The sequence below is a fragment of the Bradyrhizobium lablabi genome, assembly GCF_001440475.1.
Classification (GTDB): domain Bacteria; phylum Pseudomonadota; class Alphaproteobacteria; order Rhizobiales; family Xanthobacteraceae; genus Bradyrhizobium; species Bradyrhizobium lablabi.
The window spans coordinates 61,684-77,707 of record NZ_LLYB01000047.1; the positions used below are offsets into that span (position 1 = coordinate 61,684).

Here is a 16,024-nt window from a genome sequence, read left to right on the forward strand (position 1 = left end):
TCATCTGAGACTCCTTTGTGTTTGTGCGTCCTTTCTCCTGGTTGTGGGTAGGAAAGCCCGGCCGCTGACGGCCGGGCCCGGTGTCGATCAGAAGTCCATCGGCGGCGCTGCGGCAACCGGTTCGGATTTCTTCGGTTTTTCGGCGACCAGCGCCTCCGTCGTGATCAGCAGAGCCGCGACGGACGCCGCATCCTGGAGCGCGGTGCGGACGACCTTGGCGGGATCGATCACGCCGGCCTTGACAAGATCCTGGTATTCGCCAGTCGCCGCATTGAAGCCCCAGTTGTAGCTGGAGTTCTCAAGCAGCTTGCCGACCACCAGCGAGCCATCTTCGCCGGCATTCAGTACGATCTGCCGCGCTGGCACCTGGATGGCCCGACGTACGATGTCTATGCCAGCCTTCTGGTCGGCATTTGACGTTTTGATGCCGTCAAGCGCCTTCAACGCGCGCAGCAGCGCGACACCGCCGCCGGGCAGGATGCCTTCTTCAACAGCCGCCCGGGTCGCATGCATCGCATCATCGACCCGATCCTTGCGCTCCTTGACCTCAACCTCGGTCGCGCCACCGACGCGGATCACCGCCACTCCGCCAGCGAGCTTGGCCAGCCGCTCCTGCAGCTTCTCGCGATCGTAGTCGGAGGTGGTCTCCTCGATCTGCGCCTTGATCTGGGTGACGCGCGCCTCGATGTCCTTCTTGGCGCCAGCGCCATTGACGATGGTCGTGTTCTCCTTGTCGATCACGACCTTCTTGGCGCGGCCAAGCATCTTCAGCGTGACGTTCTCGAGCTTGATGCCAAGATCCTCCGAGATCGCCGTGCCGCCGGTGAGGATCGCGATGTCCTCCAGCATGGCCTTGCGGCGATCACCGAAACCAGGCGCCTTCACGGCCGCGACCTTCAGGCCGCCGCGGAGCCGGTTGACGACCAAGGTCGCCAGCGCCTCGCCTTCAATATCCTCGGCCACGACCAGCAGCGGTTTGCCGGACTGCACGACGGCTTCGAGCAACGGCAGCATTGGCTGCAGGCTGGACAGCTTTTTCTCGTGGATCAGGATATAGGGCTCTTCGAGCTCGACCCGCATCTTTTCGGCATTGGTTACGAAATACGGCGATACATAGCCGCGGTCGAACTGCATGCCTTCCACCACCTCGAGCTCGGTATCGAGGCTCTTGGCTTCCTCCACCGTGATAACGCCCTCGTTGCCGACCTTCTTCATGGCATCGGCAAGGAAGCGGCCAATCTCCTTATCGCCGTTGGCGGAGATGGTGCCGATCTGGGCGATCTCCTCGTTGGAGGTGATCTTCTTCGCATGCGCCTTGAGGTCATTGACGATCGCCTCGACCGCCAGATCGATGCCGCGCTTGAGATCCATTGGGTTCATCCCGGCGGCGACGGATTTTGCGCCTTCCTTGACGATGGCTTGGGCCAGCACGGTCGCGGTCGTCGTGCCGTCTCCCGCGAGGTCGCTGGTCTTGGAGGCGACTTCGCGCACCATCTGCGCGCCCATATTCTCGAACTTGTCCTCGAGCTCGATTTCCTTGGCGACGGTGACCCCGTCCTTGGTGATACGCGGCGCGCCGAAAGACTTCTCGATCACGACGTTGCGCCCCTTAGGGCCTAGCGTCACTTTGACCGCATTCGCCAGCGTATCGACTCCACGTAGCACCCGCTCGCGGGCTTCGGTGGAGAATTTCACTTCCTTGGCAGCCATTTTCCTGCTCCTTTCTTTTAATGACTGTCAGCTTGCAATGTGATCAGGCGGCCTTCTTGACCGAGCCGGTCTTGTCGAGCACGCCGAGAAGATCGCTCTCCTTCATGATCAGATAGTCCTGGCCGTCGATCTTCACTTCAGTGCCGGACCATTTGCCGAACAGGACCCGGTCTCCTGGCTTGACGTCGATCGGGACAAATTGGCCCTGCTCATTCCTGGAGCCCGGCCCGGCAGAGACGATCTCGCCCTCCTGAGGTTTCTCCTTCGCGGTGTCGGGAATGATGATGCCGCCGGCGGTCTTCTCCTCGGCATCGATACGGCGCACGAGCACGCGGTCGTGCAGTGGACGGAAATGCATGCACATCCTCCTTGTCAGTTCAGCGATGTCCAAAACCGGGTCCGGGAACCGGCCCCCGGGCGGAAAACCACCTAGGAAGCAGGAAAAAGCCCTTCAAGAGGCGGGCGAAAAATTTTTGTCACTCGTGGCGCCGGAGTGCCAAGGCATTACCCCACGATCAAACGCCAGCTTTCACCATCCGTCTTCAGCCTGGCCAAGCACCCTACCCGTCTCAGCGTGGACCGCATGAAACCACCCACAGGCCGGACATTGCACGGAACGGTAGGGGTCGCCGCTCGGTTCATCGTCGGAAGGACCAGACAATAGCGTATCGGCCTTTTCTCCCGTCTGAGGGTAGGTAAAGGTGATTCGCCTGATCATCTGCGCTGAACGTGAAAACTCAAGCAAGGTTTCAAAGATGGTGCTCTGATGTCTGTCGCTGAATTTGCAGTCACGACCTTTGCCACGCTGTTTGTGGCGATCGGGCCCGTCGACACGGCGATCGTGTTCGGAGGTTTGACGGGCGGCGTACACCGTCCAGAGCGGTTTCGCTTGGCGGCGCGAGCAACGCTGATTGCGGGCGGAGTTCTATTTGGATTTGCCCTCTTCGGGAACGGGTTGCTTCGTGCCCTCCACGTCTCGCTCGAGGCCTTTCGCTTTGCGGGAGGGGTGCTTCTGCTATTGCAGGCGGTTCAACTGATCTTCGGCCATTCGGCCGGCCTTTCGACCCTGACAGCCGGAGAACGGAGGGAAGCCCTTGAGCCCGGCGATATCGCAATCTTTCCTTTGGCGTTTCCGGTGATAGCAGGTCCAGCCGGGCTGACAGCCGTAGTCCTGCTTATGGGCCAGGCAACCGGCGATCTTACAAAGTCTATTGTCGTTCTCGCGTCCATGCTTCTGTGTCTATTGCTCACGTATCTCGGAATGATTTTCACTGATCTCCTGCATCGCATCCTCAAGACGNACCGGCTCGAATGTCATCGCCCGACTTGCTGGCGTGATCCTGGCAACCTTGGNCGTCACAGTTCATCTTCGACGGGATCAGGGACGCACGCCTCTTCTGCGGCTAGTTAAGAAATACATCCTCAGTTCGTAGAAATGCCCGATCTTCATCTCGCTGGTACAAGGCGATTGAAATTAAGCGGCATCGCTCCAGGTTTATTCGCGGGGACCCTGGCGTCACGTCCGGGAGATCGTGAACGAGGATGAGCTATGAGAAGATTCTTGGTAATCGCCATCGCGCTTTGGATGGCTTCTGAATTGCACGCTAAAGAAGGGAGTTCTCTGCGCAACGCGCGCGGGTCGGCGGGGACGACGCAGCAGGTCGTTGTCGATTCCGGCGAGTCGTCGCGTGGCAGTGCCCGCAGGACGAACCAGGAGAACCGCAAGAGTCGTGACTTCTCGGCTGAGCGGATCGTACCCGACATCTGCACCGGCTGCTGACCTGCGTTACAGCCAATCAGCAGCCGGCGAGCTTCTCCTACAATGATGCAGGCCGAACTGCATCGGATGCCGGCAAGCGAACGCCGAGCTTCGCCCTGAGGCGCTGGAGCGCACGCTGTTCGATCTGCCGGATTCTTTCGCGCGAAACATGGAAAACCGCTGCCAACTCATCGAGCGTTTTTGGCTCTTCGGTGAGAAACCGAGCTTCGAGAATGGAACGCTCGCGCGCTGACAATTCAGCAAGCGCCTGATCGAGAGCCGTCTTTTTCTGCTCACGATCGCTCCCCTCCACCAGCAGGCTTTCGGGGTCTGGACAGGGATCGGCAAGCCAATCTTCCCATTCATCCCCTTCGCCGGCCACGCTGAGTGGGGCGTTCAGTGAGATGTCGCCACGTATCCGGCCGTTCATCTCCATGACCTCAGTTTCTCCCACCTGGAGATGATCAGCGATGTAGCTGACCTGTTCGGGTGAAAGATTTGTGTCCTCCGACGCGCCGATGCGACTCTTCAGCTTCCGGAGATTGAAGAACAGCTTCTTCTGCGCCGAGGTGGTACCTAGCTTGACGAGCGACCAGGATCTCAAGATGTACTCCTGCACCGACGCCTTGATCCACCAGGCGGCATAAGTCGCCAGCCGACACCCCTTTTCCGGATCAAATCGCTTGATGGCCAGCATCAGTCCGACGTTGGCCTCCGAGATCAGGTCCGCGATTGGCAGGCCGTAACGTCTATACTGCAATGCAATCTTTGCGGCGAGCCGCAAGTGACTTGTCACTAGCTGGTAGGCAGCATCGCGATCGCCGTCATCCCGCCAGCGTTGGGCATACCTGATTTCTTCCGATGCCGAGAGCAGCGGAAACTTATGAATCTCCGTCAGATACCGAGAAAGACCGCCCTCCGATCGGATGGCGGGAAGCGCTGCGGCAATTGACATGGTCAGCCCTCCTCAAGCGTGCACGCCCCTGACGCGGTCTTGATCGAAGCACGATCCGGCTTAGGACGTGGTTGGCAGTAGTCGGTGCTTGAGATGAGCCGGGCGAGTCGCCAGGCGCTAAAGCGATCATGTTCCATATCCAATTCCTCCTCTGAGCAAAATGGGCAGAAACTGCCGGCAACGTGACGCGACTGGCCCCAGAACGGGCGGCCAGTCGGCCCAAGGTCGGCGGCGCCTTAGGAATGAGAAACTCGCGAAAATGTTCCAAGCCTGAATGCACGGCGCCGGTCCCGGTAGAAAACCGATGGCTCCTTCCGGGCGCCATGAGCGGACGAACGGCGGTGCCCCTCTTCACGAGGGTTCGTGCGGGGCCGTAGCCGCTGCTTCAGCTTGGCGGCTGTAGGCGTGCGCATTGAGTGCACGCGCCGCAACGACTGGCGCCCGCTTCGCCCCTGCCGGCCTGATCAGCAACTTCTGGTACAGTTTGACGTACTGCGCCGCCATCTGCGCCGACGAAAAGCGTTCCTCGAAGCGACTGCGGATGACCCTTCGATCAAGGGCCAGAACGGCGGGAAGGGCGGCGACCGCCTCCTCGACACTTGATACGATGTGCCCGGTCGCTCCCGTATCAATGATTTCAGGGACCGACCCGCAGCGGAAGGCGAGGACAGGCGTACCGCAGGCCATCGCCTCAATCATCACCAGACCAAAAGGCTCAGGCCAATCGATCGGGAACAGCAAGGCGGCGGCCTGGCCCAAAAATTCGCCCTTGGCGCTCTCGTTGATCTCTCCGATATATTCGATCTGTCTTCCGTCGATCATAGGCTCGATGACCTCACGGAAATAGGCCTCGTCCACCTTATCAACCTTGGCTGCAATTTTCAGTGGAAGGCCAGCCTTCCGCGCGATCTCGATGGCCCGGTCAGGCCGCTTCTCCGGCGAGATGCGGCCCAGGAAGGCCAGGTAGCCCCCCTTGGAATCGAACGTTGGTCTGTACAGATCGAGCGGCAGGCCGTGATAGACCGTGTCAACGAAGTTTCCCCTCGGCAGTGGAGCCCGTTGCGCATCCGAGATAGAGACCAACGGCATCTCCGAGAACCGGACATAGAAGGGCATGTGGTCGGCCAGATCCTGTCTGCCGTGCAGCGTCGTCAGGCTGCGGCCAGCATCCGCCCGGAACAGCGGAAAATGCAGATAGTCGATATGGAAGTGCAAGATGTCGAATTCGTCAGCGCGCTCCCGGATCTTGTCGAGCATGACCATCATATGGGGCATTGCGTCGCGGACATTCGCATCGAGACGTAGCGCCTGCGGCGCACAGGCGACAAGTTCGGCGGAGGTCATGGAGTCCCCGCTCGCAAAAAGCGTTACCTGATGTCCCTGCTTGACCAGCTCTTCCGTCAAGTACGAAACAACCCGCTCGGTCCCGCCGTAGAGCCTCGGCGGCACGCTTTCGAAAAGCGGAGCAACTTGCGCGATCTTCATCCTTCCGCTCCTTTCTCAGTGAGTTGCTCTGAAGTCGGCCGGCCCGGCACTTTCCTTGCGCACCTCGGACGCGACCTCTGCATTCGAATGCCGACGCCGCTAGCGCTTCGAGCGTCGGCGGACCCCAAGTCATAGAAAGTCTTCCTTCGAAACGGCCGTCCGATCGCGACGCCGCCAGCGACGAATGCCGGCGGGTCGCTCGCAGGAAATGAGTCCTGCAGAGCCACATCGACGAGATCATCCCTCGCCGGCAATCCCGGCATGGTCATGCCTCCTTTATTCCTGAATCCGTCATGGTCCGAGGAGCGCGGCCTTGCGGGCCGCGAGGAGTAAATTGGTTTGCTTCACATCCGGCGCAAGAGCTTGAACACGCCTCTTGAAACGCCGAAAGCCGCTTCTAATTTGATTGGCGCACGCGCAGGACGCGCTGCACCGGGCGCCTTTCTATAGGGTCCGGTGATCGGGCGCCGGACGCGGTGTCCGGCGTCGTAACCATGTTGCTCAAAAGGAGGATGTGGCTATGACCACCTTTGATCTTGCTCCCTTGTGGCGTTCGACTGTTGGTTTCGATCGCCTGTTCGATCTGCTGGAGGATTCCGCCGAGTGGGCGGGCGGTAACTACCCGCCCTACAACATTGAACGAGCCGGTGACGATTTCTACCGGATCTCGCTCGCCCTGGCCGGTTTCTCGCCAGACGAAGTATCCGTTGTGGCGGAGCAGAACGTGCTTACCGTGGAAGGTCGCAAGACCGAGAAGGGCATGCACCAGTACCTTTACCAGGGTATCTCTGCGCGTCCGTTCCGGCGGCAGTTCAATCTGGCCGAATACGTCCAGGTAAAGGGCGCCTCGTTCGAAGACGGTGTGCTGAAGATCGATCTCGTGCGTGAGGTCCCCGAAGCCATGAGGCCTCGCCAGATTCCGATCAATGCCGTCAACGACAACAAAAGACTCGAGCACACGCAGACGGCCTGATCATCTGGCTATCTGCTGACTTCGGCCCGCGGCGCGGCTGGCGCCGCGGCCGAGATTGCTCGTGCACGAAGACATCGCGGGAGGCAATTGTCGCTCACCCCACGCCATAGGCATGGAGGTCTCAATGAACATTGTCCATGACACCTGTTTCGAGTCGCCAGCGATGCCCGTCACCCGGTCCGTGTTTCCGGCTGATGCCCATGCGTTGATCTTCAGGCCTGCTCATTCGGTGACGATGTCAGCGCCCAGGCGAAAACATCAATGGAAGCTGCAGTTCGAGCGCCGTTCGCCTCTGCGGCTCGAACCGCTCATGGGGTGGACGGAAGACGATGACCCCTTGACCCAGGTGGAATTGTCCTTCGATTCAGCGGAGGCCGCAGTCGCTTATGCTCGCCGTCAAGGGCTGCAATATACTGTGTTGGGACCGCCGGGATACGACCCAAAGATTCCACCCGTAGCCCATGGTGAGGCTCCATCCACGCCGCGTTCGCTACGGCCGCAGGACGGAGAGCTTCGATGCTCCAAGAAGGCTCGAGCAGGGCCGCGACTATCCAACCGCCTGCCTGCTCTTCCGCCTAATCGCCGCAACGTCCTATCCAATCCGACGCCCGGTTACTCCGGTCGCACTGCTGCCTAGGAGGACATGAGATTAGATAGAGGGTCCTATGAAGAACCTGCCCTTTGATGACGTGGGGGCGATTGAGCAGAGATTACTTGCGCTGTTCGAGCGACATGGACTCGACGGCCGAGCTATCACGATCGATAGCCTGGCCGCCAATGTCGGCCTGCCGAAACACGCGCGAAAGCTCGCCGTTGCCTTGCAGAATCTCGTCGCAGAGGGCGCTATTCAAGTAGCTGGACAAGATCCCTTGCCAGGAGCGCCCTTGGCGTTTCGACTCGCGAAAGCATCATCTCGGCACGAGAACGTTGAAGCGATGGGAGACCTGCCCAGGCGACCGAGCCCACCATTGATTCCGCGCCGGCGTACGGATCGATCCATGACCGCCGTCAACGGCGAATCTCAGCGGAGCGCACCTCTTCGCGCGCCTGAGACGTCGGCTCACTCCAGAACCTCCCACTAGGAAACGGGCTTTGTTCAACAGCCATGGATGATTATCGTGATCTCGTGACCGCTGGTTTTGCCCTGCTCTGCGCGGCACTCATGTTGGTTGCCGGCCTGCTTTTCATTCTTAGCACTGGGGATTCCAAACCAGCCAGCGAAATCGAGCCAAGCAAGAGGGCCGCCCCCGTTATCTCAGAGAGTTCGCAAGTACCCATTCCTCGAATTCCATGAACTACTTTGACCGCTAAGACGAACGACTAAATTGCGCGTAGGCCTTCCTTGGGCATCTCCGCGATCAGCATGTTGATATCTGCCTGCTCCAGTGTCTCCTTCTCCAACAGTTTTTTCGCCGCACTGTCCAGGATTGATCGGCGCGTGTTCAGGATACCTTGAGTACGCTGAAAGACTCGATCCACAATATCCCTTACTTCCCGATCGACCGAGGCTGCCGTCTCTTCCGCATAATCCCGCTCGCGGACAGGGTACGGACGCTCTGCGCCAGCAAGAAAATTGCCGGCATCGCGCTCGTAGGCGACACTGCCTAGCTTGTCTGACATGCCGTACCGTGTGACCATGCTCCGTGCAATATCGGTCACGCGCCGCAAGTCGTCGGCTGCGCCAGTAGATAGGTGGCCGAACACAATCAGTTCGGCTGCGCGTCCGCCGAGCAGCACCGCCATCTTGTTCTCTAATTCCTCCTTGGTCATCAGGAAGCGATCTTCGATGGGCCGCTGAATGGTATAGCCAAGGGCTCCTACTCCTCGTGGGATGATGGAAACCTTGTGCACAGGATCGACGCCCGGCAATGAGAGAGCAACCAATGCATGGCCCATCTCGTGATAGGCCACGATCTCGCGCTCCTTAAGATTGAGCAACCGATTGCGCTTTTCAAGGCCAGCAACCATGCGCTCTATCGCATTATTGAAGTCGCCCATTCCGACCGCGTCGGCGCCGCGGCGAGTAGCAAGAAGCGCGGCTTCGTTGACGAGGTTGGCAAGATCGGCGCCAGTAAAGCCAGGCGTCAATGCCGCAACCGCGTCCGGCTCGATGTCACTTGCGAGCCGCACTTTCTTCATGTGAACCTTTAGAATTTCGACTCGGCCCTTCTTGTCGGGTCGGTCGACCAGAACCTGGCGGTCAAACCGGCCAGCACGCAGCAGAGCAGGATCAAGAATCTCTGGCCGGTTAGTTGCCGCGAGGATCACCAGTCCGGAGCGTGAGTCAAAACCATCTAGTTCAACCAGGAGCTGGTTCAGCGTTTGCTCCTTCTCGTCGTGCCCGCCGGCAAAGGGGCCAATTCCTCGAGCGCGGCCGAGCGCGTCCAATTCATCTATGAAGATGATCGCAGGAGCCTTTTCGTGCGCCTGCTGGAAAAGGTCGCGCACCCGCGCCGCGCCGACGCCCACGAACATCTCGACGAATTCTGAACCTGAAATAGAGAAAAACGGCACCTTGGCTTCGCCGGCCACGGCCTTGGCCAACAAGGTCTTGCCGGTACCGGGCGGGCCGACCAGAAGCACGCCCTTTGGCATGCGGCCGCCAAGACGACCATAGTCAGTCGGATTCTTTAGAAAATCGACGACCTCTTGAAGCTCATCCTTGGCCTCATCGACGCCGGCGACGTCGGCGAAAGTCACGCCGGTGTCAGCCTCAACGTAGATTTTCGCCTTGCTCTTGCCGATCGCCATGAGACCACCGCCAAGCCCGCCTCCTTCCGCCATCCGGCGGCCGATGTACCACCACAGGCCAAAGAACAAGAGCACGGGCATGACCCATGAGAGGAGGTCACGCAAAAAAGTGCTCTCGATCTGTCCCGTAAAGCGGACATTGTGTTTTTCCAGCTCCTGTGCAGTTTCCTGATCGACGCGGGTAGTCAGAAATTGCTTTTGACCACCTGGAAGGGCCTCCTTCAGCGTACCCTGCAGCGTGCGGTCGGAAATGCCAACGGATTCGACCTTACCTTGGCGCAGCAATTGCTGATATTCGCTATATGGAATGACCGCGATCTGACTAACGGATGTGATTAGATGTTGAATCACTAGAACTGCAAAGACCGCAACAAGCGCGTATCCCAGATTGAAGCGTGTTTCCTTGGTCATGGAAAATCTCTCACTTACCTTGATTGGTCCCCCATCGGTTTAGTGACCTCAACCATCTGCGCTAAACCGGGCACCCGTCGTTCCGTTCTGCCGCGCGGACGACTTCGATAATCCAATCGGAGCCGACTTGGTTCCTGAGGTAAAGGTCTACGTCGTCGTCATCTTATTTAGGATGTCCTGTGTCGGGTGATGGACGCGTATCAGGTGGCACAGCCGATCTCGCTCCGTGAATGCCCATCGCAATCGCTCGCGCCAAATACTGCGCCAAACAAAGATAGGCAGCTTCACTTCGTTCAAATTGATCCGACAGGGCGACAGCGCTCCCCGGGGNTATCCACCAAGAAACGGGACGACTCATACCGTTGAACGATCATGACGCCTTCNCTTTGCGGCAACCCGTTTCATCAGCTCTCGAACAGCGCGATAATTCTCATTCCTTTCCATTCCTTCTACGAACTGGAGCCCAACCAGAACGACATCTACCTTATGGGCCTTTAGCCACCGAACTGCTTCGACAATTGTCGTCTCCAGTTCTTCAAGCGGGATATAAGCCAATGCATCGTCAGTCCCAACCTGCCAAAGAATGAGATCGGGTTGATTCAAGGCGACTTCGTTTTGGATTCGCTCGACCGCTTGTGCCGATAATTCGCCGCCTACTCCGCGGTCGATCATGACAACGTCGAGGCCCTTGATGGCATTTTGCAGGATCTGTTTGGTTTCCTCTGTGTGGCCTCCACGTTTCATCCCTCGTCTGACCGAAGACGAGGTACCGATTGCCAATATCTTGATCTGTTTGCGGTGTTGCAGAGCAGTTGCGACGTTGGTGAGGGAGGAAGCATTCTCAACTGCGATGTCGCCCACCTGACACTCCTGCGAGAAGGGCACGGATAGCGATGGGACTACTTGCTCATCGCGGGCCCAAGCCCAAGAACTCAAAAATAGAGCAACCAGCGGAATGAACCGTCTCATGAGTCAGCGCTCCTTCCAGCTTTTTCGCCAGTCAACTAGCCATGCGGTCATCATCATACAGCCGACTCCAGATATGATAATAAGCGTGTCGGCGTAGATATTTCCTTGGTAGAAGAAACGGACGATCTGGCCCGCAAGGCTCAGGATGGACGCCACACAAAAGACGTACAGAGAGTTGCGCCCAAGAAGCGCTAGGGACTCAACCAACAGCGATACGTAGCGCTTTAAGTGGGGATACGTGGCTGAGATGACGGCAACCAAGGCCAAAAACTGAATAATCCTGCCGGGTGTGGCGTACGTCTTGCTAAGCACAAAGAAAAGCTTCGGCGCTGGAAGTCTAGTCGGATCAGGCCACAAGCCGTACCGAGCCACGAAAATGCCAGCGATCACTATCGGTATTGCCGCGATCCGAATTGTGACTATGTGCCGTCGCACTAGCCCGCCGAGGCCATCCTCACGGGCGAGCACGAAACCAAGTACGAAAATCAGCTGCCAAGCGAGCGGATTAAAGAACCATTCTCCTTCCACCGGCCACGTGGGTACTGAGATTTGAAATCCTAGGGTCATGACATAGATGGACACTGAAAGCGGCAAGACCAAGCTCGGTGCATACCTGTCGAGAAGCGCGAACGCCGGCGCAAAAAGCAACAATCCAATGTAAAGCGGGAGAATGTCGAAATAGCCAAGATGATGACTAATTACTGCCAATCCCAGCAGGGTCGGTACGGGATTAAAAAATACGGACGCGGCGTTGTGCCACTCAAGAAAAAGCGGGTTGTTGCTCCGCAAAGCGACGCCTGCAAGCATGGCAATGGCAATCACGCTTATCAAGATTTGGGCGGCATAAAGCTCAAATGCCCGGCCTCCAAGGCGAACTACTACCTGCCATGCCGTCGATTTTCGACCGGGACTGCCGACCACATACCGCAACGTCCAGCCGGCCAAAAATACGAAAAGGTCGGCGGAGTCCGAAATGGAATACGAGGCGTGGGTGAATCTACTATAGTAGATTCCGGGAATATGGTTCACGAATATCATGACCAGCGCAAGACCGCGCCAGAAGTCAACGGGATTGGCTTGTCGGACCATCCAACATCCCGACATCAGGATGATTGAAGAGCGCTAATTCGATTACGCGAAGGGTAGAAAGTCAACCGCGCTAGGCGCCGGGGAAGGTTGAAGCGGCAGACAGACACTACGGCCACGCGGGGCCAATTTCGAAAATATTGCCGTTCGAAACTTTAGCCGTCGCTCAATTGCTATACGATATTGTCGGCTACTGGGAGATATCCTTCCTATGATTAGCCATTTAACCCAGCACTATGATCGGCATTCGACGCTTTCACGAGGTCAGCATCGGGACCGTGAAGCATTGATTGGACCTTGGCCGAAAGCTCTCGCGACGAATAGGGTTTGCTGAGAAGCAGGTTACCAGTCATGCGTTTGCTGGTTGCTTCAATGAGATCAGGATAGCCGGAGCAATACACGATCGGCAGGCCAGGCTGGCGCCGCTGCAGCTCCAGCCCGAGATTCAGCCCGGACATGCCAGGCATCGCGAGATCGATAACTGCCAAATCGACATCTTGCTGAGAGAGCGCCGCCAGCGCGCTCTCCGCGTCGCTGGCCGCGATCGCCCGATACCCGAGATCATCAAGCATGCCTCGCGTCGTTTCCAGCACGCTAGGATCATCGTCAACCACTAGAATAACCTCCTTTGCGCCTGCCTCCCCGGCGTCCGCTTCGCGAGCTTCCTCGCTCACTGCAGCCCCCTCGGCGCGAGGCAAAAAAATGCGTACCACGGTCCCATGGCCAAGCTTGGTTTCGATCTTGGCTGTGCCGCCGGATTGACGCGCGAAACCGTAAACCTGCGACAGCCCCAGGCCGGTGCCCTTGCCCGGAGGCTTGGTCGTGAAGAAAGGGTCGAATGCGCGGCTCAGCACCTCGGGAGCCATGCCGGATCCGGTGTCTCTCACCGCAATCGAGACATACTGGCCCGGCCTTAAGTCTTCTTTCAGCTCATCGGGGACGCTGTCGAGCTTGCCCGTCTCGATAGTAAGCAAACCACCCTCCGGCATCGCATCCCGTGCGTTGATGGCAAGGTTGATCAGCATTAATTCAAGCTGGGTCGCGTCTACTAACGCGGGCCAAAGCTCATTATGCAAGACGACATCTACGCGAATGGCGTTGCCCAACGTTCGTGACAGCAGTTCGGCAACAGTTGAAACTAGATCGTTAGTATCAACCGAGGCTGGGGAAAGATGTTGCTTGCGGGAAAATGCCAGCAGCTGCCCGATGAGCTTGGCTCCGCGCTGCGCGGCATGCATGGCGTTGCGCAGGTAACGATCGGCGCGCTCATCACTGACGCGCATCGAGATCAGTTCGAGGCTACCCATGATTGCCATCAAAAGATTGTTGAAGTCGTGCGCGATGCCGCCAGTGAGTTGACCGATGGCTTCCATTTTTTGCGCCTGACGCAGCGCCACTTCAGTCCGTTCACGTTCCGCTATTTCAGCCGTTAGCCGCCGATTGGCCTCGGTGAGTTGCTCAGTCCGCTCTTCCACGCGCCGTTCTAGGGTCTCGGCTAGGTCTTGCAACTTTCGAAGATAGGATTCGGACTGACGCTGCCGTACGCGGCCGCGTACCGCAGCCCTTACGGCACTCTTGAGCGAAGTTGCAGCCAGCGGTCGCTCTAACACCGTGACGTTGCCCATCAGGTCAATCAGCTCGGAAAGAGCCAAACCGTTTTGGCCGGTTCGCAAAGTGAGCAGCACAAAGGGGAAATCTGACCATGGCGGCTGACTGGCGATCCACTGTGCCAATGCGCCGCGATGCTCATGTGCCAACGCTTCCTCGGCGATCACCGCTGCACCCGCAATGTGCAAATTAGTCACTAGTTCGGCTAGGCTTGGCTGCTCTAACGCTTCGATTCCGGTCTCACGCAACGCGGCACAAACTACGGTGGAATCGCGGCCAAATGGCGCTAGCACGAGCGCCGGCCCGCTTTGAACTTGCTCAGGGCTGTGCATTGGCCTTCGCCTCGAGCAGCGCGCCATGCTGGCCGGTATAGGTCGGCGATCCCGACAGCACACCTTGAAATTCGGAGAGCGGCGGACCGACGCGAATTCCGCGGTCCTCGAGCCGGTATTCCCTGATCTCGTCCTCGTGACGGCCGGTACGCTTTTTCAGCACCGAGATCGCGCGGCGAATTCTTCCGGCGGCTTCGAAGAAGCGCAACAACAGTACCGTGTCGCTGAGATAAGTTAGGTCGACGCTGGACTGCATGGAGCCGACAAGCCCATGCTGCGCAAGCGTGAGGATAGTCACTACTCCGCGATGATTGAGATAGGTTAGCATTTCATGCATCAACAGCAGCATGAATTGTTCGGCAGGAATCGCATTTTGGTATCCGCTAAGGCTGTCAAGCACTACGACACGGACGTTGTCCGTCTCGACTCGCCTGCGAATCATCCCGGTCAGTTCTCCCGGGGAAAGCTCTGCTGGATCGACCTGTTCGAGGATCAGCTGTCCCGACGCGATCGGCTGCTCCAGACGAAAGCCCATGCCCACTGCGCGTTTATTAAAAATCGCCTTGATTTCGTCGAACGTAACGAACAAAGCGCGCTCCCCGGCTCGAAGGCCAGCCATGACGAACTGGAGCGCCAGCGACGACTTTCCAGAACCCGACGGTCCCATCAGCAGTGTACTGGTGCCGCGGTCGAGCCCCCCGCCAAGCAGTTCATCAAGCTCAAGGATGCCGCTCAAAAGCGGTGAAGCAGCTTTGCCCTCATCCGCGTATTCGGCGGCGATCAGGCGCGGGAAGAGGGCTATCCCGCCCTTTCGGATGACGAAGTCGTGAANACCCGCCGCGGAAATTGCGCCCTCTCATCTTGAAGATGCGCATCCGGCGGCGNCTCTGCCCCGTATTGCAGAGCGTAATGCTCGAGCCTTATCACTCCGTGGACGAGGCTATGCAGGTTGAGGTCGTCACTCTGGTCGGTGAGATCGTCAAGAAATAGTGCGGTGCAGCGCTGCTGCGCCAGGAAATGCTTGAGCGCGAATACTTGGCGACGGTAGCGCAACGGGTTCTGAGCAAGAAGTCTGATCTCAGATAGACTGTCAAAAACCACGCGGGCCGGGCCGACTCGCTTTACCTCCTCGAACGTCATCCTGGTCGTTTCGCCAAGCTCCAGATCGGAGGCATAGACGACGGTCTGCTGCTGCTTGGGATCGAGGCTAAGCTCAGCCGGAACGAGCTCGAAAATATCGATCCCTTTCAGGTCCCAGCCGTGTGTCTCGGAAACCTGCTGTAATTCGTCTTTGCTCTCCGAGAGAGTGATGTAAAGGCAGCGCTCGCCCCGACGCGCGCCGTCGAGCAAGAATTGCAGAGCAAGCGTGGTCTTGCCGGTACCAGGCTGGCCCTCGATCAAGTGCACGCGGTTCGACGCATACCCGCCGTCGAGAATGCCGTCGAAGCCAACCATACCGGTGGAAATGGCTTTGGTCTTGCTGGTGCTGTCCGCGATATTCATGTCCTGTCCCGGTCGTAAGACGCGCGCCAGCACCCGCAGGCTCAGCTTGCCCAACCGGCATGGCTCGACTGGTTGCTTGTGGTTTTCGCGGAGCGCACGCCAAGGCCCTTGAACAGGCACCTTGGCTCGAATAGCTCCCGGAGGGCTATTTTGGCACGAATTTCGGTTGCTCTGTCAAGCCCGTGTCAAGGCGCTCCCTCGCTCGAAGGAGCGACCGGCGGCACTGGGATCGTAGCACTGGAAGAATGGACTACTGTCCAAAACTGAACATACAGGCATTTTGTCAGTGGCCAAATGGCGCTGCGGTCGATTCCGCCGGCACCGTGCTGAAATTGCTGTAGTTGCTCCCTGTCCATCGAAACGGCGCCAGTGTCTTGCCCCGACCTCAAACGCAACTGTCCGTGCGGAGCAACGTTACTTGTTGAGCGACGCCGCCGGCTACGTTTTCCAACCGTACGGATCGGATCAGATGAAGGCCACGG

At 58.4% G+C, this 16,024-nt stretch carries 12 protein-coding genes and 2 pseudogenes; 4 read left to right on the forward strand and 10 right to left on the reverse strand.

Annotated features, from left to right (window positions below):
• Positions 1 to 87: 87 nt before the first annotated feature.
• Complete coding sequence (gene groL, locus CQ14_RS07535; protein WP_057857287.1) at positions 88 to 1,710, reverse strand: chaperonin GroEL; 1,623 nt, start codon at positions 1,708 to 1,710, stop codon at positions 88 to 90.
• A gap of 43 nt (positions 1,711 to 1,753) precedes the next feature.
• Positions 1,754 to 2,068 carry a co-chaperone GroES gene (groES, locus tag CQ14_RS07540; protein ID WP_057857358.1) on the reverse strand — a complete coding sequence of 105 codons (315 nt, stop codon included), beginning with the start codon at positions 2,066 to 2,068 and terminating at the stop codon, positions 1,754 to 1,756.
• 408 nt (positions 2,069 to 2,476) lie between these two features.
• Here groES and CQ14_RS07545 point away from each other — a divergent pair.
• Together CQ14_RS07545 and CQ14_RS07550 are read left to right on the forward strand one after the other, a co-directional pair.
• A partial coding sequence (locus tag CQ14_RS07545) for a MarC family protein (protein ID WP_245320243.1) occupies positions 2,477 to 3,010 on the forward strand: 534 nt, incomplete at its 3' end.
• A gap of 261 nt (positions 3,011 to 3,271) precedes the next feature.
• On the forward strand, positions 3,272 to 3,490 hold the full coding sequence (locus tag CQ14_RS07550) for a hypothetical protein (protein ID WP_156434751.1): 219 nt from the start codon (positions 3,272 to 3,274) through the stop codon (positions 3,488 to 3,490).
• A 37-nt stretch (positions 3,491 to 3,527) separates the two neighbouring features.
• Here CQ14_RS07550 and rpoH read toward each other — a convergent pair whose 3' ends face one another.
• On the reverse strand, positions 3,528 to 4,424 hold the full coding sequence (rpoH, locus tag CQ14_RS07555; RefSeq protein ID WP_057857289.1) for an RNA polymerase sigma factor RpoH: 897 nt from the start codon (positions 4,422 to 4,424) through the stop codon (positions 3,528 to 3,530).
• Between the two features lie 351 nt (positions 4,425 to 4,775).
• Positions 4,776 to 5,909, reverse strand: a complete 1,134-nt coding sequence (locus tag CQ14_RS07560) for a glycosyltransferase family 4 protein (RefSeq protein WP_057857290.1) — start codon at positions 5,907 to 5,909, stop codon at positions 4,776 to 4,778.
• A 520-nt stretch (positions 5,910 to 6,429) separates the two neighbouring features.
• Between CQ14_RS07560 and CQ14_RS07565 the strand changes: the two genes are divergently transcribed.
• Together CQ14_RS07565 and CQ14_RS41990 are read left to right on the forward strand one after the other, a co-directional pair.
• On the forward strand, positions 6,430 to 6,882 hold the full coding sequence (locus tag CQ14_RS07565; protein ID WP_057857291.1) for an Hsp20 family protein: 453 nt from the start codon (positions 6,430 to 6,432) through the stop codon (positions 6,880 to 6,882).
• A gap of 163 nt (positions 6,883 to 7,045) precedes the next feature.
• On the forward strand, positions 7,046 to 7,519 hold the full coding sequence (locus CQ14_RS41990; protein WP_283807207.1) for an NADH dehydrogenase ubiquinone Fe-S protein 4: 474 nt from the start codon (positions 7,046 to 7,048) through the stop codon (positions 7,517 to 7,519).
• A gap of 683 nt (positions 7,520 to 8,202) precedes the next feature.
• Here the strand turns inward: CQ14_RS41990 and ftsH are convergent.
• The 6 genes and pseudogenes from ftsH to CQ14_RS45885 all read right to left on the reverse strand — a co-directional run.
• Complete coding sequence (ftsH, locus tag CQ14_RS07570; RefSeq protein WP_057857292.1) at positions 8,203 to 10,044, reverse strand: ATP-dependent zinc metalloprotease FtsH; 1,842 nt, start codon at positions 10,042 to 10,044, stop codon at positions 8,203 to 8,205.
• A gap of 384 nt (positions 10,045 to 10,428) precedes the next feature.
• A pseudogene (locus CQ14_RS48135) lies at positions 10,429 to 11,013 on the reverse strand (SGNH/GDSL hydrolase family protein); the annotation flags it as partial.
• A gap of 3 nt (positions 11,014 to 11,016) precedes the next feature.
• Positions 11,017 to 12,102: an OpgC family protein gene (locus tag CQ14_RS07580; RefSeq protein WP_057857294.1), complete on the reverse strand. Its 1,086-nt coding sequence runs from the start codon at positions 12,100 to 12,102 to the stop codon at positions 11,017 to 11,019.
• 212 nt (positions 12,103 to 12,314) lie between these two features.
• Complete coding sequence (locus CQ14_RS07585; RefSeq protein WP_057857295.1) at positions 12,315 to 14,039, reverse strand: response regulator; 1,725 nt, start codon at positions 14,037 to 14,039, stop codon at positions 12,315 to 12,317.
• On the reverse strand, positions 14,026 to 14,870 hold an 845-nt coding region (locus CQ14_RS45880), incomplete at its 5' end, for an ATPase domain-containing protein (protein WP_245320244.1). The genes CQ14_RS07585 and CQ14_RS45880, both read right to left, overlap by 14 nt.
• A 54-nt stretch (positions 14,871 to 14,924) precedes the next feature.
• Positions 14,925 to 15,542 (reverse strand): annotated as a pseudogene (locus tag CQ14_RS45885) (ATPase domain-containing protein); the annotation flags it as partial.
• Positions 15,543 to 16,024: the final 482 nt, after the last annotated feature.